General features: G+C 60.6%; 15 protein-coding genes. 6 read left to right on the top strand and 9 right to left on the bottom strand.

All coding sequences use genetic code 11. From position 1 onward, the window contains the following. The 4 genes from MWL89_RS00835 to MWL89_RS00820 are packed head-to-tail and all read right to left on the bottom strand — an operon-like array spanning position 1 to position 2,678. Positions 1 to 1,212 (bottom strand): hypothetical protein, encoded by a 1,212-nt coding sequence (locus MWL89_RS00835; RefSeq protein WP_244411365.1) that lies wholly within the window; start codon positions 1,210 to 1,212, stop codon positions 1 to 3. Positions 1,213 to 1,215: 3 nt separating this feature from the next. Next, positions 1,216 to 2,205: a hypothetical protein gene (locus tag MWL89_RS00830; RefSeq protein WP_244411364.1), complete on the bottom strand. Its 990-nt coding sequence runs from the start codon at positions 2,203 to 2,205 to the stop codon at positions 1,216 to 1,218. Beyond that, a complete protein-coding gene (locus MWL89_RS00825; protein ID WP_244411363.1) occupies positions 2,195 to 2,425 on the bottom strand; it encodes a helix-turn-helix domain-containing protein in 231 nt (76 codons plus the stop codon). The genes MWL89_RS00830 and MWL89_RS00825 overlap by 11 nt, the downstream gene beginning before the upstream one ends. Beyond that, positions 2,418 to 2,678: a hypothetical protein gene (locus MWL89_RS00820; protein ID WP_244411362.1), complete on the bottom strand. Its 261-nt coding sequence runs from the start codon at positions 2,676 to 2,678 to the stop codon at positions 2,418 to 2,420. The genes MWL89_RS00825 and MWL89_RS00820 overlap by 8 nt, the downstream gene beginning before the upstream one ends. A 169-nt stretch (positions 2,679 to 2,847) precedes the next feature. Between MWL89_RS00820 and MWL89_RS00815 the strand changes: the two genes are divergently transcribed. From MWL89_RS00815 to MWL89_RS00805, 3 genes are all read left to right on the top strand, one after another. Then, positions 2,848 to 3,258: a helix-turn-helix domain-containing protein gene (locus tag MWL89_RS00815; RefSeq protein WP_244411361.1), complete on the top strand. Its 411-nt coding sequence runs from the start codon at positions 2,848 to 2,850 to the stop codon at positions 3,256 to 3,258. A 711-nt stretch (positions 3,259 to 3,969) separates the two neighbouring features. After that, entirely contained in the window at positions 3,970 to 5,307 is a 1,338-nt protein-coding gene (locus tag MWL89_RS00810; protein WP_244411360.1) for a phosphoadenosine phosphosulfate reductase, read from the top strand. Continuing rightward, entirely contained in the window at positions 5,297 to 5,818 is a 522-nt protein-coding gene (locus MWL89_RS00805) for an IbrB-like domain-containing protein (protein WP_244411359.1), read from the top strand. The genes MWL89_RS00810 and MWL89_RS00805 overlap by 11 nt, the downstream gene beginning before the upstream one ends. A 150-nt stretch (positions 5,819 to 5,968) precedes the next feature. Here MWL89_RS00805 and MWL89_RS00800 read toward each other — a convergent pair whose 3' ends face one another. Beyond that, positions 5,969 to 6,907, bottom strand: a complete 939-nt coding sequence (locus MWL89_RS00800; protein ID WP_244411358.1) for a LysR family transcriptional regulator — start codon at positions 6,905 to 6,907, stop codon at positions 5,969 to 5,971. Positions 6,908 to 7,274: 367 nt separating this feature from the next. On the opposite strand from MWL89_RS00800, the gene MWL89_RS00795 reads away from it, so the two are divergent. After that, positions 7,275 to 9,224, top strand: coding sequence for a BspA family leucine-rich repeat surface protein (locus tag MWL89_RS00795; protein ID WP_244411357.1), 1,950 nt, complete (start codon positions 7,275 to 7,277; stop codon positions 9,222 to 9,224). A 220-nt stretch (positions 9,225 to 9,444) separates the two neighbouring features. On the opposite strand, the gene MWL89_RS00790 is transcribed toward MWL89_RS00795, so the two are convergent. Together MWL89_RS00790 and MWL89_RS00785 are read right to left on the bottom strand one after the other, a co-directional pair. After that, entirely contained in the window at positions 9,445 to 10,665 is a 1,221-nt protein-coding gene (locus MWL89_RS00790; protein ID WP_244411356.1) for a tyrosine-type recombinase/integrase, read from the bottom strand. Position 10,666: 1 nt separating this feature from the next. Next, positions 10,667 to 11,593, bottom strand: coding sequence for a phage integrase SAM-like domain-containing protein (locus MWL89_RS00785; RefSeq protein WP_244411355.1), 927 nt, complete (start codon positions 11,591 to 11,593; stop codon positions 10,667 to 10,669). Positions 11,594 to 12,242: 649 nt separating this feature from the next. Here MWL89_RS00785 and MWL89_RS00780 point away from each other — a divergent pair. Further along, positions 12,243 to 13,955, top strand: a complete 1,713-nt coding sequence (locus tag MWL89_RS00780; protein WP_244411354.1) for an FAD-dependent oxidoreductase — start codon at positions 12,243 to 12,245, stop codon at positions 13,953 to 13,955. 61 nt (positions 13,956 to 14,016) lie between these two features. Here MWL89_RS00780 and MWL89_RS00775 read toward each other — a convergent pair whose 3' ends face one another. Both MWL89_RS00775 and MWL89_RS00770 read right to left on the bottom strand, forming a co-directional pair. Continuing rightward, positions 14,017 to 14,814, bottom strand: a complete 798-nt coding sequence (locus MWL89_RS00775; RefSeq protein ID WP_102379378.1) for a MerR family transcriptional regulator — start codon at positions 14,812 to 14,814, stop codon at positions 14,017 to 14,019. A 272-nt stretch (positions 14,815 to 15,086) separates the two neighbouring features. Then, positions 15,087 to 16,673, bottom strand: coding sequence for an FAD-dependent oxidoreductase (locus MWL89_RS00770; RefSeq protein WP_102379379.1), 1,587 nt, complete (start codon positions 16,671 to 16,673; stop codon positions 15,087 to 15,089). A gap of 249 nt (positions 16,674 to 16,922) precedes the next feature. Here MWL89_RS00770 and MWL89_RS00765 point away from each other — a divergent pair, with 249 nt between their 5' ends. After that, positions 16,923 to 18,461: a helix-turn-helix transcriptional regulator gene (locus MWL89_RS00765; protein WP_244411353.1), complete on the top strand. Its 1,539-nt coding sequence runs from the start codon at positions 16,923 to 16,925 to the stop codon at positions 18,459 to 18,461. Positions 18,462 to 18,618: the final 157 nt, after the last annotated feature.

Here is an 18,618-nt window from a genome sequence, read left to right as displayed (position 1 = left end):
CTACACCTTCCTCGTATGCGTGATCTTCGGAACGGCGCGGTCCTTCGCCTGCGCGGCGGCTTGCGCCCGCGCGGCTGCGAGGTCGCAGTCGAGCTTTCCGGCGGCGCGGGAGCGGGCATCCGAGCCGCGCCCCTGGCTGCCCGCGCCGGGAATGGGCTGCGGCGCGCCCGACGCCTGCGCCGTCCGACCCTGGGATGCGAGCTTTTCGGGCATGCCCGGCATCTCCCGGATGGCGCGCGGGATGCGGTAGCCCTTGGCGTCGAGCTCGCTTTGCGCGATGAATATCTCCTCGGCCCCGGTTTCCGGGTCGGTCTGGCCGTAATGCTCTATGCCGTGGGCGGCAAGCGCCGCATGGACGAGCGCCGCTTCCTCCGGGGTCGAGCACACCCCTTTCCAGACCGCCTCTGCCGCGCCTGCGGCCGCAGGCGCGGCCTTCGGGGCGGCTGCTGCGGCGAGGTCGGCGTAGCCGTTGATCGAGGCGTGCCCGTACTCGTAGACGCCTTCCCGAACGGAGTCTATCGCGGCCTTGGCCGCCGCCGCGCTCGAACGGGGCACCTCGAACGCTGCGACTCCGTCGGCGACGGAGCGGGCGTAGGGCACGCCGCGCGCATCGAGCTCCTTTGCGATGAGCCCGCAGCCGGGATCGGATGCGGACTCTCGGATCTCGACCCGCAGGCTCTCGGCCTTGCCCGCGACGGGCGCGGGAATCGGCGCAGCGGGCCCGGCGGCCGCCCGTGCGGAAGGGGCGGGCGCATCGGGGTCGACGAGCCCTTCGTAGTTCAGGATGCGGTCGTAGTCGAAGGCCCGAACGTGCTCGCACAGGCCGTCGAGCAGCGCCCGAGCGGCGAAGGCGTTCTCTCCCGAGATCTCGAACCAGGCGGTCTCGCCCTCGATGGTCTTGGAGAACGGAACCCCCAGCTCTTCGAGGTTGTCGGCGACGATCTCGCACGAGGGATCCCATTCGACCGTTTCGACGCCGAAGACGACGTTGCCCGGATCCCCGCTTTCGAAGTCCGGGGATACGCGCCTGTCTTCCATGTCGTCGTAGGCTTGCGCGAGGGCGCTTTCGGCCTCGGCTGCGCGCTCCGCGCCGCCGGAGCCCCCTCTGCCGCCGCCGCGGCGCCGGCCCCTCCCATGCAGCATCGCCAAGCGCAGAATCTCGATCGCGGCGTTGACCGACGCCATGGCGGCGTCGTCTCCCGAATCGGGCATGGCCTACCTCCCATCCTTCGAATGGGCCTGCACCCACAATTCGAGCAGCCTTTCACGGTTCTCTTCGAGCCATGCGCGGCGGGCATCGACTGCTTGGTTTCGGCCGTCGATGCTCGCCGCGTTCGCGACGGCATCGTTCAGGCGCTCGACGGCCAGGCAGGTGTCGCGGTCGGCGCGCGTGAGCGCGAAGACGAGCAGCTTCTTGTCGTCGGGCAGCGCCCTGCGCGTCTTCGGTTCGAGGAAGCGCATGATGCCCGAGGGGTTCTTCGGGTCGAGGAGGCGTTCGGCGTGCGGGAAGAACCGCGCGCGGCGGTCGGGGTAGTCCTCTCGCATCGATTCGGCGAGGTCGGACATCGCCCGTTCGATCCGGGAGCGGTCGTAGCCCATCTTGAGCAGGGCGCAGTAGTTCGCGTATCCAAACGATGCGCCGTCGGTGTTCGGAAGGAACGCCTTCAGGGCGTTGAACCCCTCGATGCTCTTCTTCTTGAAAACGGATTCGGAATCGGAATCAGAATCTGTATCTGTCTTATTTATTGGGTCCAGTTTTGGGACGGGTGGTGTCATCTTGACACCGCCCCCCGGGCGGGAGCCCGCAGCCGCAGGGGCGGCGGGCGCAGGCTCGGTGAAACCGGTAGTGTCATTTTGATACCACCCGTCCACCTGCCGATTGTTGAAAACCTCGGGCTTTGCGGGAACGAACGCGACGGCGTTGGGGCCGAGCCGGTAGGAGGTGAAGGGCACTCCGTTCACCGTCTTCCTGTCCCGCACGATGAAGCCCTTCGCTTCAAGGGAGTCGAGGATGCGGATGGCCGTCGACTTCGAGCAGCCCAGCCAGAACCGGAAGTACCGCAGCGAGCATTCGCAAGGGCAGCCCGCCTGGCAGAAGCCGTAGATTATGGCGTAGGCCACGAGCTCGCTGCCCGATAGGCCCATATCCTCGACCATGTGGCCCATGAGCACGACGTAGCCGTCCGAGCGCGCGCTATTCGGCACGGTTCTCCCCTCCTTCCGAAGGCAAGGCGACGCCGACGCATTTGGCGAGCGACGCCTTCGATATCTTCCAGTTGCCGTTCTCGCTGGTCTTCCATCCGGCAAGGCGGCCCGTCCCCAAGAGCTTGTAGACCAAAGGGGGGCTGCATTCGAGGACGTCGCACGCCTGGGACACCGTGCACCAGTTAGACAGGGATTCCAGCTTCTCCGAAAGGCTAGTCATGCCGATCACCCTCGCGGCGCGCGCTGCCGGACACCTCGCTCAAGGGAACCTCTGCGAAACGGGCGAGGTTGACGAGCTCGACGGAGTTCAGGTTCGGTGCGTGCCTGAGGTTCATGAGGCAGACGATCTTCTTGAAGGGAACCCCCGTCGCGGTGGCGATGGAGCGGTAGTCTATGCGTTGGATCCGCGACAGTTCGGACAGCGCCGTGTAAAGCGGCCCGTAGTCGATTTTGGGCGTAGCGAGGCAAGGCATCTGAGTGCTTCCAATGCGTTCCGTTGTTTGCTGGACGGTCGAAGGGGTGACTATTCCCTTCAATAGTAATATCTGCCGATGCTGCTTGACTTGGAAATCTTGCCACTTTTTCAATCATAGTGTATGGTGAGTTTGATTATTCAACTCCATCCCTAGAGAAGGAAAACCTTTGAATACCGGAGACTACAAACGCCTTGCCCCGAAAGAGCTCGGACGTTATATGCGCTACTACCGCTCCAAGGCGGGAATCACCGCGAAGGGGGCGGCCGAGGTCATCGGGAAGACGTACCAGGCCATATACCGCTATGAAAGCGGGACTACGTCTCTCAGCCCGGTCGACATGTTCCGGTTGCTCGCCTTCTACGGGGTCGCCGAAGACGACGCCTTCACCGAGCCTTGGGAGACGGTCGACAACCCTTCGCGCGTCAAGGCGGCGGGCTCGCTGCGGGCGCAGGAGCTGATGGAGGTGTTCGCGTCGCTCGGCGACCAGGAGCAGAAGGTCGTCATGCAGGTGGCGCGCCTCGCCAAGAAAAGCATGGGGGAAGACGGCTCGAAGCCTGGTTGCGGCGAGCTGGAATAAGCGCCTGGCTCCCGAGGACGGCGTGGCACAACAGCCATGCCTCGGTTTTCTGCGAAGTTGCGAAAATGCGAAAACCCGCAATATAGCAGTTTCGCATATGCGCAATCACTATCAAAGATCGCGCAGGAAGCAGGGCGGCCGCCGAGTGACCTCGACGGCGTTTTTGCCTATCCAGTCGCAATGAGATGACTTCGTGCGTGCGAGGAATCGCTTGTTCGAAAGCGTGCGCTCGCCTGCGAGGCGATACCAGCCATATCGTCGTCCCACATGCCAGGTCATCGATTATCGTCGCGGAGACGCAAGCCGCGAGGCGGGCGCGACCGAGGTCTTTCCTGTGCCCGATGTAGTGCATGTCGTACAGGTCGCGGTAGCGCGTAACAGATGCTGACAAAAGAAAACACGATTTTGCACCTCCGCAAGGAGCAAGGAGGACCATGGTGCCCTGCCCCATCCCAACCAGAAGCGGCGACGTATCACACCGAAAAAACTCGACTGTAGATCCTGCACTTCTGATATACCCATACTGCTCCTGGCCAAAACCCGATCTCTGCCGAAGACAAGGCCTAAGACCCTAAATCGATGAGACCGTAGATTAACGATGCCGATAGGTCAGTTTTTATGGCAATCATAATTATTTTATGCTAAACATTAGAGGAGCTTTCGCGAATGCGCCGCGCAAGCCGCAAAACGGCATCCAACGGCATCGACCATATGATTAGAAGATACACCGAACAAAACGTTTTCGAAGCGCTGCAGGACCGTCTTCGGTTCGTGTTCGAAGAGTTCGACAACGTGTTCGTATCATTCTCGGGCGGCAAGGACAGCGGCCTTCTGCTCAACCTGGTGCTCGACTTCAGAAACAAACACTTCCCCAACAAGATCGTCGGCGTGTTCCATCAGGATTTCGAAGCACAGTACTCGGCCACGACCGAGTACGTCGAGCGCACCTTCGACAGAATCGAAGGAGAAACGGAACCCTACTGGGTGTGCCTGCCCATGGCCACGAGAACCGCCCTCAGCAGCTACGAGATGTTCTGGTATCCGTGGGACGACGAGAAGGAAGACGCATGGGTCCGTCCCATGCCCGAACGCCCTTACGTCGTCAACCTCGGAAAGAACCCTATCGAAACCTACCGCTACAGGATGCACCAAGAAGATCTTGCCAAGCAGTTTGGAAGGTGGTACCGGATGGCGCACGGCGGCGGAAAAACGGTCTGCCTGCTCGGGATCCGCACCGACGAATCGCTGCACCGCTACAGCGGAATACTCAACAAGCGCCATGGCTACGAAGGGAAATGCTGGATCACTTCGCAATTCAAGGGCGTTTGGGCCGCAAGCCCCCTTTACGATTGGTCGGTGTCCGACGTCTGGCACGCAAACGCGCTCTTCGGATACGACTACAACCGCCTTTACGACCTGTACCACATGGCGGGCCTCTCGCCCGATCAAATGCGGGTCGCCTCCCCCTTCGGAGATTCGGCGAAGGACAGCCTCAACCTCTACCGTGTGATCGATCCCGAAATATGGGCCAAGCTCGTCGGACGCGTGCAGGGTGCGAACTTCGGCGCAATCTACTGCCGCACCAAGGCCATGGGATATCGAAACCTGGAACTCCCCGAAGGGCACACGTGGAAATCGTTCACGTTCTTCCTGCTCGAAACGCTCCCCCACCGGCTGCGCGAAAGCTACGTGCGCAAGTTCAAAACCTCGATCGAGTTCTGGCACGAAACAGGCGGAGGCCTGAGCGAAGAGGTCATATCCGAGCTCTTGGAGCGCGGCTACCGCATAAGGCGCAACGGCGTTTCCAACTATACCCTTCGCAAGAATTCCCGCATCGTGTTCGAGGGCGACCTTCCCGACCACACCGACGACGTGAAGAGCACCAAAGACATCCCCAGCTGGAAGAGAATGTGCTACTGCATCCTGAAGAACGACCACAACTGCCGCTTCATGGGATTCGGGCTAACGCGCGAGCAGCAAAGGCACGTCGATGCTCTCAAGCGCGAGTACCGGGCGGTAATCGGAAAGCGAGGAGAGAATGGAGCCTAGAAGCCCTGTATACAACGTAATCGCCGTACCGATCGAGAAGGTGAAGCCGAATTCGTACAACCCGAACTCGGTGGCTCCACCCGAACTCGATCTGCTTTACGACAGCATCAGGGAAGACGGCTACACCATGCCCATCGTGTGCTACTTCGACGAGGCGGGCGACGAATACGTGATCGTGGACGGATTCCACCGCTACCGCGTCATGCTCGAGCACCCCGACATCCGCGAACGGGAGGGCGGCATGCTGCCGGTATCCGTGATCGACAAGCCGCTCGACTGCCGCATGGCATCAACGATCAGGCACAACCGCGCACGGGGATCCCACAACGTCGACCTCATGAGCAGGATCGTCGCCGATCTCCACGAGCTCGGCCGCTCGGACGCATGGATATCGAAGCACCTCGGCATGGACAAAGACGAGATCCTGCGCCTCAAGCAGATTACGGGGTTGGCGGCCCTGTTCAAAGACGCCGAGTTCAGCGCATCATGGGTTCCCGAAGAAGACGCCTAAAAACCCCGATTTTTATCATGGGGTTTTTAGGCTCCATACTGTAATATTGAAGAAAGGAGGTTGCCATAGGGGAACGAGGCTGAAGGCAAGGATCGACCCAGCCCTCAAAAGCGGCGTCTAAGGAGTTTACCACCCCCCCCCGAAGACAAGTTAGCCGCTGCCGGAGAATGGCGGCGGAAACAGCCTTTGAAGCGTCTTGCGGTCGCCGAGCAAGTCGGCGAACGATCGCTCTTCGGCGCTCAGGCGCCCTTTGGCGTGAGTAAGGATGCTGAGCGACCTGACGATGGGGCAGTCCTCGACGCGCAAGACAGCGAGCCGTCCGAGACCGCACTCCTCCTGAACTGCGAGGATCGAGATGATCGCAATCCCCATACCACATCGAACAGCCTGCTTGATCGCCTGGGTGCTGCCCAGCTCAATCCTTATATCCAGGTCGCAATAGTCGAGCCCGTTTCGGGCCAGAGCCAGCTCCATCACCCTGCGCGTCCCGGAACCCTGTTCTCGCGTTATCATCTTTTCGGTCTTGAGCTGTTCGATGCTGATCGTCTCCCGTCTTCCCCATGGATGGTCTACAGGCGCGACCACCACGAGTTCGTCCTGCCAGAACGCCTCGGCAACAAGGTTTGGGTCGTTCGGCACGGGACCTTCGACGAGGGCGAGACGCAGCCTCCTGTCGATCACATCCCATGCGAGCGTTTCCGTGTCGGCAATCCTCACTCCGATTGCATCGTCAGTCGACCTGCAATGATATTCCCTTGCGACGAGAGGAATGATGTACTCTCCGATGGTGAACGTCGCACCGATGTCGATGTTCTTGCGATGCTGAAACGCCCCTTCGGGTACCGCTTCTCGCGCTTCGAGCATGAGATTGACGACCTCCTCGGCATACCGGTATAGCACCTCCCCGCGCTCGGTCAGCCGAACGCCCCGGTTGGTGCGGTCGAAAAGCTGCGCTCCGTATTCCCTTTCAAGGTTCCGGATCTGGATGCTAACGCTTGACTGGCTCATATGCAGTCGCTGCGACGTTCGGGTGATGTTGCCCGTAAGGACCACATCCCTGAACACCATCAGTTCCTCCAATGAACTCAAGTCGCCCCCTTTCCATGCATGCGCGTACAGAATGTTGCGCGAAGGCAGCCGACTCCGCGCATCCCTCTTGCCATGCATAATCTCGATGCCGCATTCGAATCCTGAATGACACTTCCAAGCCGAATGCGCTTTATCATTGCAGCAGCCGATATCGGCAATTCCGATCAGCTGTCACGCCTGTCGGCAAGTAGACGAACAGAACGAAAGGATGCTTTATATACTTCTGTCGTTGTATATGCTTCTATTGTTGTAGGAATTATAAAGAATCGTTTACAGATGGCAAATGATCGGTTCTCGCGTTTTTTGCACGATTAGTAAAATACCGCGAGATGCAAAGCTCCGTTCAACGAAAGAGGTGATCAAGAGAATGAACACGACCAAGAGAATCATCTGCATCTGCCTTGCAGCGCTTGTCGCGACAAGCGGGATGCAGGTCGCCCCGGCAGAGGCCGCCGACGCCCAGCAGGCGGCCCCAACCGAGGCGGCCCCAACCGAGGCGGCCCCAACCGAGGCGGCCCCAACCGAGGCGGCCCCAACCGAGGCGGCCGACCTTGAAGGCTACGGGGGCTTCGATCTCTCGGACTGGTCCTGGACGCCCCTGGGCGACGGCGTTAATCTGCAACGATACAAGGGCGAGAGCCGCAAAGTAGCGGTTCCCGGCAAGATCGAAGGATACGGCAAGGTCTACTTCACCGGGGGTGGATTGCTCTTTAGCCTCAACAACAACAAAGACTCCATCACGCATTTCAAGACGGTCGCCGTCGACGGGGCCAGGCCTGAGTTCATAGGGAGCCTGCACGACAACTTCAGGTTCATGAGAGCCCTCGAGTATGTAGATATGAGCCAATGCGAAGAGAGAGATGTTCAGGGGAATAGGCTGGACATGATGTTCTACGAGTGCACCAACCTCAAATACGTAGACGTGACGGGGCTGGTGAACCAGACTTACGTATCGGCCGAAGACGTTTTCGGCAATTGCCCGAACCTCGAAACGGTCATAGGGTTGGATACTTGGGACGTGTCGGGGATCAAATCGTTCTCGAGTATGTTCAATGGCTGCGAATCGCTGACGGACATCGATATAAGTAACTGGGATATGTCCTCCGCGACTAGTACGTTCTGCATGTTCAGCGAATGCTATTCCCTGGAGAGCGTCTCTCTGCCGGATTTCTCGAATTCGATCAATCTCCAAACGAGCTCCGGCATGTTCATGGACTGTACTTCCCTCACCAGCGTTGATTTGAGCAGGTTCAGCCCGCCAAACCTGGAATACGCCCAGTCCATGTTCCACAGATGTCGGGCTTTGGAGAGAGCGGACCTGTCTTTTCTGAACTCTGGCAAACTGAAAGTGCTGAGCCAGATATTCGAAGAGTGCACCTCGCTGAAGGAGGTGGTCATGCCTGAGACCAACCACTGGCTCACCCTGGCATCCAAGATGTTCTACAACTGCCCATCTCTGGATTTCGTGGACCTCCGCAGCCTCGATCTATCGAGAGTCACAGAGGGGGCCTTCACCGAGAACTTCTTTTTGAACCCTTCCGAAGACGGCACAGAGAACCGCCTTCTCGTCCTCTCGACCGACGAAAAGGTGATCAACTACAACTTCGATTGGGATAACCGAACGGGCAGCGGCCCCACCATGGACGCAAACGGAGGAACGTTCGCCTCCAATTTGGAGGGCGTCCGGAAAGACTCCAGCATTCTCGTCTTGCCCGATCTCAGTAACACCGCTCTCGAAAACGCCATCGCGAACGTGGTCGAAAACTTCGAGGTTCCCCACAAGGAGGGCTACACCTTCGATGGGTGGGAGAAAGTCGAGAGCATAACAGTAAGCTCCAGCATGGCAGAATCCGCCTTCAGCCGCCTGAACGGAGATAAGTACAAGGCGCGTTGGAGCACCGAGGCAGGCGGCATCAACCGCTCGCCCGTCATCTCGGCCGAAGACAAATCACTGAAGGTCGGAGACGCCTTCGACCCGCTGGACGGAGTCTCCGCCCATGACGAGGAGGACGGCCCGATAGCGCTGTCGGCAGACAACGTCGTGTTCAACGACGTAAACGCGAGCAGACCGGGCGACTACTCCGTCACGTACAGGGTGACCGACAGCGGCGGGGCCTCCTCGGAGAAGTCCATAGCGGTGAAGGTGGTCGACGAGCCCGCCTCGCAGTTCGTAACGCCGACCGGCGGGAAGGCGCCCGGCGGCGAGCCCAAGGCGATGCCCCGAACGGGAGATGGTCCTTTCGGTGTCGGAATCTTCGGGTTGGCCCTGTTCAGCCTAGGTGGACTGCTCCTCGCCTTGCGCAGGACAAAAAGCTGATAGGCCGCCCGTCAACCACATTCGGGCTTTCTGCAAAGAGAAGGGGGCTTTCCCCTTCTCTTTTTTTCTTCGCCTAACGTTGCGATCCGCCGAGCCGATCGGATTACCGCCTTCGCTTGCGGCCGGGTTCGGCGCGCACCAATCTTCACAGCTTTCAACTTAACCGAAGTGCTTTGCGGCCAGGCAGGCGCGGCACGGGTACCTGCATTCGTGCAAACAGCTATTTATGATATATATCATCGCATACTCCCTTCGCTAGGCAGGCGCCCAACCTCGCGGAGGACTCGTATGATTCGGGAACCGAAACCAGATCGCTCACGACCCCGAGGGAGTCGGCGAGCGCGCAGGGGTCGGCGTGGGCGTACACGCGCAGCGTGAAGCCGGGGGCGGTGTGGCCGAGCCATTGGGCGACGGTGCGGATGTTCACCCCCTTGGCGACGAGTTCCGTGGCGAAGGTGTGCCGCAGCCAATGGAAGCAGCATTCGATTCCGAACGCCTTGCAGAAGGACGAGAAATCGCGCTGCATCGCGTCGGGGGTGTAGGGGGATCCGTCGATGTCCCCCAGGATGAAGAGCCTTTTGCTGAACGGCACCCCGTACTCGGCGCATCGGGCGCGCTGCCACTCCATCCTCTTTCCGAGTTCTTGGTTCAGCGTGCTTTCGACAGGCAGCGTGCGAAGGGATGAGGGGGTCTTCGGGCCTTTGACGAGCAGCGAGCCGTCGTCCTTCACGACGACCTGCCTCACCGAAAGCCTTGCCTCCAAATCGTCCCAATCCTCCCAAGTGAACCCACGAACCTCTTCTCCCCGCACGCCGGTGGAGAGCGCGAGGCGTATGGCGAGCGGCAAGGCACCTACCAGCTGCGGCAGGAGGGAGAGCAGAAGAAGCCGCTCGCTTGCAGACAGCGAGCGCGGGCGCGTCTCGACGCGCTTGGGCGGCTTCACGTTCCTGCACGGGTTGGCCGCGACCAGCCCTTCTTCTTGCGCACGGGAGAAGGCGTTCTTCATCAGCGAGAAGTTCGACGCCACGGTGTTCGGCGAGAACCCTTCGTCCAACGCGAAGCGAATGGAGTGCTTCACGTCGAACTCGCGCACCTCGTTCAGCTTCGTGTAGGCGATATCCCCCATGCACTTGATGCCGGAGACATAGCCGCGCGCGGTCTTCCTGGCGACCGCTCCGGTGAGAACGAGGTCGTTCGCCCAATCGGACTGGTAATCGACGAGCGTGGGGATGTTGGGGGAGAAGCCCAGGTTGAGTCGGGCCGCCTCCTCCAAAATCGCACGGCGCTCCTCTGCCGCGCACTTCGCCTCTCGCCGGCTGGAGCAGCCCTTGAGGGTTTCGAACACCCTCTCGCCGCAAGTCCCGTCATCGAACACGGGGTGGTAGCTCGCGCGCCAGCTAGTCTTCCCGCGCTGCACGAGGGAATCCCTGACGTAATGCACCCTAGTCACCCCTCAGCTGGCGAAGCGTCGAGAAGGACGCGCTCAGCCCGACGACCTTGGCGACGGCGTTGAACTCTCGCGCCATCGCCTCGGGGAAGATGTCGAACAACCGGTCGCCGGCGCAGGCGCGCCCCTCGCGACGGGATACCGCATAGGCCAGATCCAGCTTCTTGCGCGTCGCGGGGGATGTTTCGAATGTTCGCGGTTTCGCATAGGCGACGACCACCCCATGCTCGGGCGATATGCGCCGCACGATGCGCCCCGCTGCGAACCCGCAGTCGAAATCGCCCCATTCCAAGGCGGCGACCTGGCATGCCATCGCACGGGCGTCGACCGCGAGGGATGCAGACAGCCCGATCCTGCCCTGCATGGAGGACACCAGCGAAAGCGCGCGCCCGGCGTCTTCTGGCACCGCCCTCTCGCGCAAGCGCTTTTCAGGGGGGCTGACCTCCCTCGCCGGGTTGCTCCTGATTCCGCCCGAAGCCACCGCCGCGTCGAGGGCGGCAGCTATAAGGGAGTGCTCCTTGCGCACCGTGTTGGGCGATACGCCTTTTCGCAAACGCGCATCTTCGTAATTGCGAATATGCGAAGGTTCGAGCTCCCGCAAAGGCATGGCGACGATTCTCCGCGAGGCGCGGGCTATCTTGCCCAAAGAGCCACGGTAGCCCTTGGCCGTCAGAGGGGACACCTCCCCTTCCTTCGAGGCGATGTACTCCTCGATCGCCTCGCCCAAGGAGATCGAGGAGTCGCTTATGGGCGACAGGTCGTGCAAGGCCATCCATTCGGCTTCCTCGACGGCGCTTTCGCGGTCGGTGCCCGAGAGCATGCGCCTTATCCGAGGAGACAAACTCCCGTCTTCGTTTCTCCACCTGAAATCTGCCCGGTATCGCGATCCGCAGACGGACACGCCGCTCACTTCGTAACCCATGCTCTCCTCCTAGAAGCCTCGATGATTGATTTTTCGTGTCTTGGTCGACGCCGATGGAATTGGCTCGCAAATTGGCTCGGCAACCTTCTCGGCGCGGCGGAGGCATGGTATCACCCGTTTTTTCGAAAACTTGTGAAATATGGCCGTTTTCCTGCATCATCGTTGCATCTGGGTTTGATTGCATGTATCATACTTAAATCGGTTTTTGCTTGTGGATGGCGTACTTGATGGCGCTACGAATCAGTACGTCGGGGGTTCGAATCCCTCACGGCGCACCACTTAAACACTCAGACGAACCTTCGGGTTCGTTTTTTCTTTTACGCTTCACGTCTTATACGATTTCCTGCCCCTATCGCGGAGACGGCATGCACCCTTTGAGCGCACCTCATCGTTCATGCACGTTCTAATCCGTACCCGAAATCCGAGCTATGCCACACGTGCATCACGCGTTGCAGCCAACTCGAAAAATCCCGCAGTAGTTTTTAGTATTTCTCCTTCGCCATCAGGCATATCGCAGAACCGCAACGCCGAGAGATCCGCTTCGACGAAGCCGTCGCACCGGATCGTGCATTCCCGGGGCTTGACCTTCGACATGGTTCAAGCTGTACCGTGGGGCAGGCTAGACCAGCTAGGGAACAGGAGGCTCATTATGAGAAAGCTGGGCAACGAGGGAACGCAGGGATACGAGACCGGGCTAAGCGGAGGCATCGATCGCCGCAACTTCTTGAAAGGTGCCGCGCTATCCGCTCTCGGCGTAGCATCGGTCGGCGCGCTCGCCGCCTGCTCGCCGCAGGCTTCGCCTGACGACGCGGCCGTTTCGGACATCGCCGAGGAAGACGCACCGTTCGAAGCCGAGGAGACGGTAGACGCCGACGTTGTCATCGTCGGCTGCGGTGCCGCCGGGTTCATGGCCGCACTGCGCGCATCGAAAGGTGGCGCCAGCGTCGTGGTGCTCGAAAAAGGCGACAACATGACCGCTCCAAACGGCATCTACGTGTCCGGCCCCTTCGCCGTCGGCACAGACGTGCTGAAAAATAAAGAAGGCGGCACCACGCTCACCGTGGACGATGCGTTCTACCACGTTATGGAGTACTCGCACTGGACGCCCAATCCCGCGCTCATGCGCCGCTGCCTGGAAACGTCGGCCGACGCCGTCGCGCAGCTCGAAGAGATCGGCTACACGTTCGAAGAGAAGAACTTCCGCTTCGAGACCCCGTTCATCGGCGAGAAGGGCGGCTTCCACGCCATCACGAACGCCTCCGAGGAGCGCGCGGCAATGTGGGAGCAGGCGCTGACAGACAATGGCATAGACGTGCGGTTCTCTACAGCGCTCGTATCGCTGGCTACGGATGACAACGGCACCGTCACCGGGGTAAACGCCGTGGAAAAGGGGAAGAAGAACATCGCCTTCAACGCTAAAGCCGTCATCCTTGCGGCAGGAGGCTACCTGGGCAACCGCGACCTGCAGGAACGATTCCTGCACACGCGCAAGCTCAATGTGGCGCGCGGGGGCGAATCCATCTGCACGGGAGACACCATCGTCGCTGCCGAAAAGGTAGGTGCAGCGTTGGAGAAGACGTTCGGATACTGCCCTTGCGAGTACGGTGGCACGCACGCAAACGCGTCCCGCCCCGCCAAGCAGGACAAGTTCGATCAGAACTACGCGTTCAAATTCGGCCTGTACGGCTGCCTGCTCGTAGACGCCGAAGGCAAGCGCTTCATCAACGAGGGGCTGCTGTGCGACTACCCGATGAGCTACGGTTCCGAGCAGATCCTCAAGAACTCCCCATGGTACGCCGTGGTCGACCAGGCCTACGTCGATGCAATGGCAACCGAAGGCCTGTACAACTACACCACCGCCAAGGGAGCAACCGAGGACACTTGGTTCATCGGGAACTACTTCAAGGACCGCATCCTGGACAACCTGCCTGCCGACATCGAGGAGGGCATCGCCGAGGGCTGGTGCTTCAAAGCCGACACGCTCGAGGAGCTGGCAGAGCATTTCGGGCTGGACGAACTCCCCGAAACGGTGGAGCGCTACAACGGATACTGCGAAGCCGGCACCGACGGCGAGTTCGGAGCCAACCCGTGGTACCTCTCTCCCGTGGCTACCCCGCCGTTCTACGTCACGGAGAACGAGCCCAGCGCATGGAGCACGTTCGGCGGCGTGCGCATCGACGACTGCTGCCGCGTGCTGTCCGCCGAGACGAACGACCCCATCCCCGGCCTGTACGCCGCCGGCACGGATGCGGGCAGCCTGTACTACTCGCCCTACTACGACATTCCCGGCTACTGCTACGGACTGTGCATCGATTCCGGCTACATCGCAGCCGAGGAGGCCGTAGCCTCGCTCAAGGCGTAAACAACCTTGCTGCCCGCCCGCTGCCCGCAGGCGGCCGGGCGGGCAGCGGGCCTTCCGCTTTCTACCTCACCGGCACGAACAGCGTCTCGATATCGCTTCCATTGCCGTCCAGATTCAGGAAAGACGGGAACAGGATCACGTTTCCCCGCAGCTCGTAGCCGTGATCGTCCAGGTAATCGAACAGATCCGAAAACGTCTCCTTTCGTACGCTTTCCTCCCTCGTCACGCAGCGCCGAAACCGTACGCACTTCCCCAGGCACAGATGCTCGACGTGGGCAAGGTCGGCTTCCTTCAACCGATGCCCCTCGCTCTCGGGCATCGCGATGATGTAGCTGGGGTCGATCGAATCCCCAGGCGCGTCGAAGTCGTCTTTGTCGATGATGCGCGCGCAGCTCGTGACGCTGAGCATATCGTAGAAAAGCGCGATCTCCCGTTCGCGATCGACCGCCACACCGAAGTCCAGGCCTGCCGACGCCCTCACATACAGCTGGTCAGGCGTATCCATCAAGGTGAAGTCGGATCGGCCTCCCCCGTCGATCAGCTCAAGGGCCCCTCCTATCTTCGCCAGCCGATAGCGCAGCAGGTCGGCTTCGTGGAGCAGCGCCTCCCTCTGATCCTCTAGCGAGCGCCTGAACTCTTCGGTGCCTTGCCTGGCATCGAGCATTGCCACAGCCCGCTCGACGGTGAATCCGTATTGGAGCAACACGCGGAACGCGTTCGAGCGAAACGCGTCTTCCGGCGAAAACACGCGGTAGCCGTTATCATCGCGAAGCGCAGACAGCAGGCCGTGTTTCTCGTAAAACCTGATCTTCGACGGCGGAAGCCCGGTCATCGCAGCAAATTCTTTGATGCGGTACATGGGAACCCTTTCCTCGCAGCAACCCCTTCCCTCGCGCACAGAATACCACAGAGAGGGCCAGGTGGAACCCCACCTTTCTGACTGCGCATGCCGTTGCCGCGCGGGAGTCCAGGCACATGCACGGCTCGCAATGCCAACCCAGTCCTCAGCGAAGCCCCCGCAAGACAAAGAGCCGACCCCGAAGCTGCCAGTTCGGGGTCGGCCTAAAAACGCCATGCGGTTATCCGCCGAGTGCGGTAGAACGGCGCGCCGCCCCGCCGCACTACGAAGTTCTAGCTTGCAAGGTATTCGTGCGCGTGGTTCGCCGCCGTGCGACCGGAGTTTACGTTGTTGCCGTTGCACGTGCCGCCAACGTTGATGGTGTAGATGTTGCGGTACAGCATGCAGCCGTCGGTGCCGACCGCGTACAAGCCGGCGATAGGCTCCTTGTTCTGATCCACCACCTGAGCATTGATGTCGCATTCGATTCCGCCAACCGACATCAGGAAGTACTGGTTGAGCTTGGCCATGTAGAACGGCGGCGTGGAGATGGGCACCATGGCCTCGGCCGGTTTTCCGAAATCGGCGTCAGCCCCCTTCTCGCACAGCTCGTTGTACCGATCGACGCTCGCCTGCAAGGCTGCGGCGTCCACGCCGAAGTACGCGGCCAGCTCGGCAACGGTATCGGCCTTGCACAGATCGTCTTCGGGATCGGTGTCTACGAACTCCAGCATATCGGGATCCCCCGCCAAGCCCGCCTCGAGGATGGCGCGATCGAACACCGAGTACATGGCGCGATGGGTCATGGCCGGCACGCACTGCATCTCGAAGTTGTCTTTTGCGAAGTCCTCGCAAATGAATCGCTCGCCGTCTTCGTTCACCCATAGCTGCGCCCCGCCGGTGCCGAACATTCCCGCGCCGCAGAACACCGAGGTGAACGTATCGGCCTTCCATGCAAAGGTATCCCCTCGCCCGCAAATGTTCGTGCTGTTGAACGTCGAGTTGTTCACAAAGCTGCGCGCACCCACGTCAAACGCCATTTTCAACCCGTCGCCGTTGTGGCCGGGCGTCCCGCCATAGACGATGTTGTCCCAGTTCCATCCGCGCTCTTCCATGAGCTCCTGGTTCTGCGCGAAACCGCCCGTCGCCAGGATGACGGCCTTCGCATTGATCCGCAGCGTGTTGCCGTCGGAGTCCTCGGCGAAAAGCCCGGCGACTTTCCCGTCTGACATGATCAGCTGCTTCGCGGAGGTCTCCAGGCGCACGTCGACGCCGAGCTCTTCGGCACGGGCCGTCATGTGCGGAACGTACCCGACGCTTGCCACATCGCCTTCGAACCAATGGAAGCAGCTCACGATGCCCGAACCCAGATAGTCGTCGACCATGCCCGAAAACTTCACGCCCTGCTCGATAAGCCATTCCACGTTGTCGCCCGATGCGTTTATGAACCGGTTCCACAAGGCGCCGTTCGTCACCATCTGGGCTTCTTCCATCTCCGTCTGGATGATTTCGACCGGCGTAACCTCGATGCCGGCCTCCTTCTGCAGCTGCGTGCCCACGGCGAAGATGCCCTCTACGCCGATGCCGTTTCCTCCCGTCGTGTTCGTCGCCTCGATCCCAACGACCCTATCTCCGTTGTTGGCGGCTTGCACGGCCGCAGCGAGACCCGACATGCCCAGGCCCACAACGACGATGTCGGCGTCGATGGTCTCGGCGATCTCGCCGGGCTCGTAGGTCGACGAGCCTTCATCGCTTCCTTTCGCAACGGGCTTATCCTCCGAACCGGCAGGACTGCACCCGGCAAGCCCCGCCACCCCCAAGGCGGCGCCCGCTGCCGTCAGCCCGAGAAAGCCCCTGCGCGACATATTCTTCTTTCCCATGTTGTTCCTCCCTCTTTGCTCTGTTTTCCTTCATCCTCGCGGCTTCGCAAAGGATCGCTTGGCCGATGAGGCTGCTTTCACCATGCGGCGACACGGAGGAAAAGTCATCGGAAGGATCGGGTGCGTTTCACAATCACCTGATACGGGTGAGGTTGTCGGCAGGAGTCGTGCGAGCCTAGGGGAAAGTTCTGAGATAATGGCGTCCTAGCATTGTTTCGCAACCGACCATGAATGGGCATAGGCAGGCTTATGGCAAAAGATCTCGGGTTCGAAAAAGGAATCTGCCTTCTTATCGGCATCGGGTCCTATTGGGCTTGGGCAAGCGTGTCCATGGTCACGGCATCTTTGTGGCAGACGGGATCCGCCGACCTGAGCCATACTTCGTGGCTCGTGAACGTGGCGGCGCATTGCGTCAGCCTGCTTGCCTTCGCCGCCCTCGATACGAAAGCCTCTTTCGGCTTCCACGGCAAAACGGCTGCCGTACTGTTTCCGGCGATCGTCGTCGGTGGGACCGTGCTTCTTTCCGCCGGTTACGCAAGCGGGTCTTTCGAGCCGTTGGTATTCGCCGGATCGATCGTGTCGGGCATCGGAACGGCAGGCATGCTGATGCTGTGGTGCGAACCCTATGCCCGCTTGAGCCAAGTCAGCGAACAGCGGCTTATCCTAGGCGGCTCGATAGTGGTGGGCATGCTCGTCTCGCTGCTCATCCCCAACCTTCCCGATCTTGCCGCCATAGGCGCAACGCTGTTGCTCCCCGTCGTCACATCGCTCTGCGTAATCCATATCAAGGATCTCGATTCGCCGAATCGCGCAGCCTCCCAACGATCCGACTCCGAAACGCCTGCCGCGCACGACGAGGATCAGCGTATCGGCATGGTTCCTTCGTTTCGCAAGATGGTGCGCCAGCAAGGCAAACGCAACGTCGCAAGCCTTTTCGCCTGCTGCTTCATTCTGGCTCTGCCTGCGGGGCTGTTTCAAAACCTGCACACCTACACGGAGGCGGGCGATGGCTCTTCGGCGTGGAATACCATTTTGTCATGCGTCTGCATGCTGGTCGTGGTAGCTATCTGCCTTGATTACTACTTCATGGAGAAGCGCGGCACCTATGTGTTCTCGCGGTTGGTCATACCCCTTATCGCGGGGGGATTGCTCGTCATTCCGTCGTTTACCGTCGGCGGAAACGCCGCCTTCCCGGGCTTCGAATCGTGGGCGGGCGTGCTCACGCTTACGGGATACCACCTGTTTCTCGCCTACACCTACACCGAATTCGGCTTGATGGCATCGGAGGCGCAGGTGCCAGCGCGCCGCGTATTCGCATGGGGAACGAGCGCCATCGACATAGGGCTCATCGCGGGCACTGCGCTGGTGTCGGCCGTCCAGTATTTGTCGGGCGCGTGGGCGATGGGCATCGTCTTCGGCGTCGTCTACCTGCTGCTGCTCGTCGGCATCCTGCTTTTCCCGAAGGTGTTCGAGAGCGTAGAGAACCGGGAGCGCGACAAAGCGGCGGCGCTGAGGCTGCAAAGGGAGGTCGGCAGAAGCGGAACGTCGGGTAACGATCCCTTGTTCGACATGGGCGCGCGCTGCGACGCTGTCGCAAAGCTTTACGGGCTCTCCGCACGCGAGAAGGACGTACTGGCGTACCTCTTGATGGGGCGCACGCTGCAATCCATCGGCAACGAGACGTTCCTGTCGTACAACACGGTAAAAACCCACGTCAGCCACATCTACCAGAAAACGGGCGTGCACTCGCGCGACGAACTCATCGATCTGCTCGACGAGAGAGAGTGAAGCGGGCCGCAGACAGCTGAATTGCATGAGCACCGCATACGGGCACGAGAAACATCTTGTGTGTCGGAGAACAGAGCGGAACGCACGCTATCCGAGTACGAAACCCCGAAAGACTTGTAAGAAGATCGGCAAAGGAGTCGCCTAGAAGGCCCGAGAG

This window comes from Raoultibacter timonensis (assembly GCF_022845715.1).
Taxonomy (GTDB): domain Bacteria; phylum Actinomycetota; class Coriobacteriia; order Coriobacteriales; family Eggerthellaceae; genus Raoultibacter; species Raoultibacter timonensis.
This window is presented reverse-complemented; position numbering and strand designations above follow the sequence as displayed.

Coding starts and splice junctions, on each gene's coding strand:
- MWL89_RS00835 (WP_244411365.1), bottom strand. CDS start 1,212: ATGCCCGATTCGGGAGACGACGCCGCCATGGCGTCGGTCAACGCCGCG.
- MWL89_RS00820 (WP_244411362.1), bottom strand. CDS start 2,678: ATGCCTTGCCTCGCTACGCCCAAAATCGACTACGGGCCGCTTTACACG.
- MWL89_RS00805 (WP_244411359.1), top strand. CDS start 5,297: ATGGAGCCTAGAAGCCCTGTATACAACGTAATCGCCGTACCGATCGAG.
- MWL89_RS00785 (WP_244411355.1), bottom strand. CDS start 11,593: ATGGGTTACGAAGTGAGCGGCGTGTCCGTCTGCGGATCGCGATACCGG.
- MWL89_RS00810 (WP_244411360.1), top strand. CDS start 3,970: ATGATTAGAAGATACACCGAACAAAACGTTTTCGAAGCGCTGCAGGAC.
- MWL89_RS00780 (WP_244411354.1), top strand. CDS start 12,243: ATGAGAAAGCTGGGCAACGAGGGAACGCAGGGATACGAGACCGGGCTA.
- MWL89_RS00795 (WP_244411357.1), top strand. CDS start 7,275: ATGAACACGACCAAGAGAATCATCTGCATCTGCCTTGCAGCGCTTGTC.
- MWL89_RS00825 (WP_244411363.1), bottom strand. CDS start 2,425: ATGACTAGCCTTTCGGAGAAGCTGGAATCCCTGTCTAACTGGTGCACG.
- MWL89_RS00770 (WP_102379379.1), bottom strand. CDS start 16,673: ATGGGAAAGAAGAATATGTCGCGCAGGGGCTTTCTCGGGCTGACGGCA.
- MWL89_RS00775 (WP_102379378.1), bottom strand. CDS start 14,814: ATGTACCGCATCAAAGAATTTGCTGCGATGACCGGGCTTCCGCCGTCG.
- MWL89_RS00765 (WP_244411353.1), top strand. CDS start 16,923: ATGGCAAAAGATCTCGGGTTCGAAAAAGGAATCTGCCTTCTTATCGGC.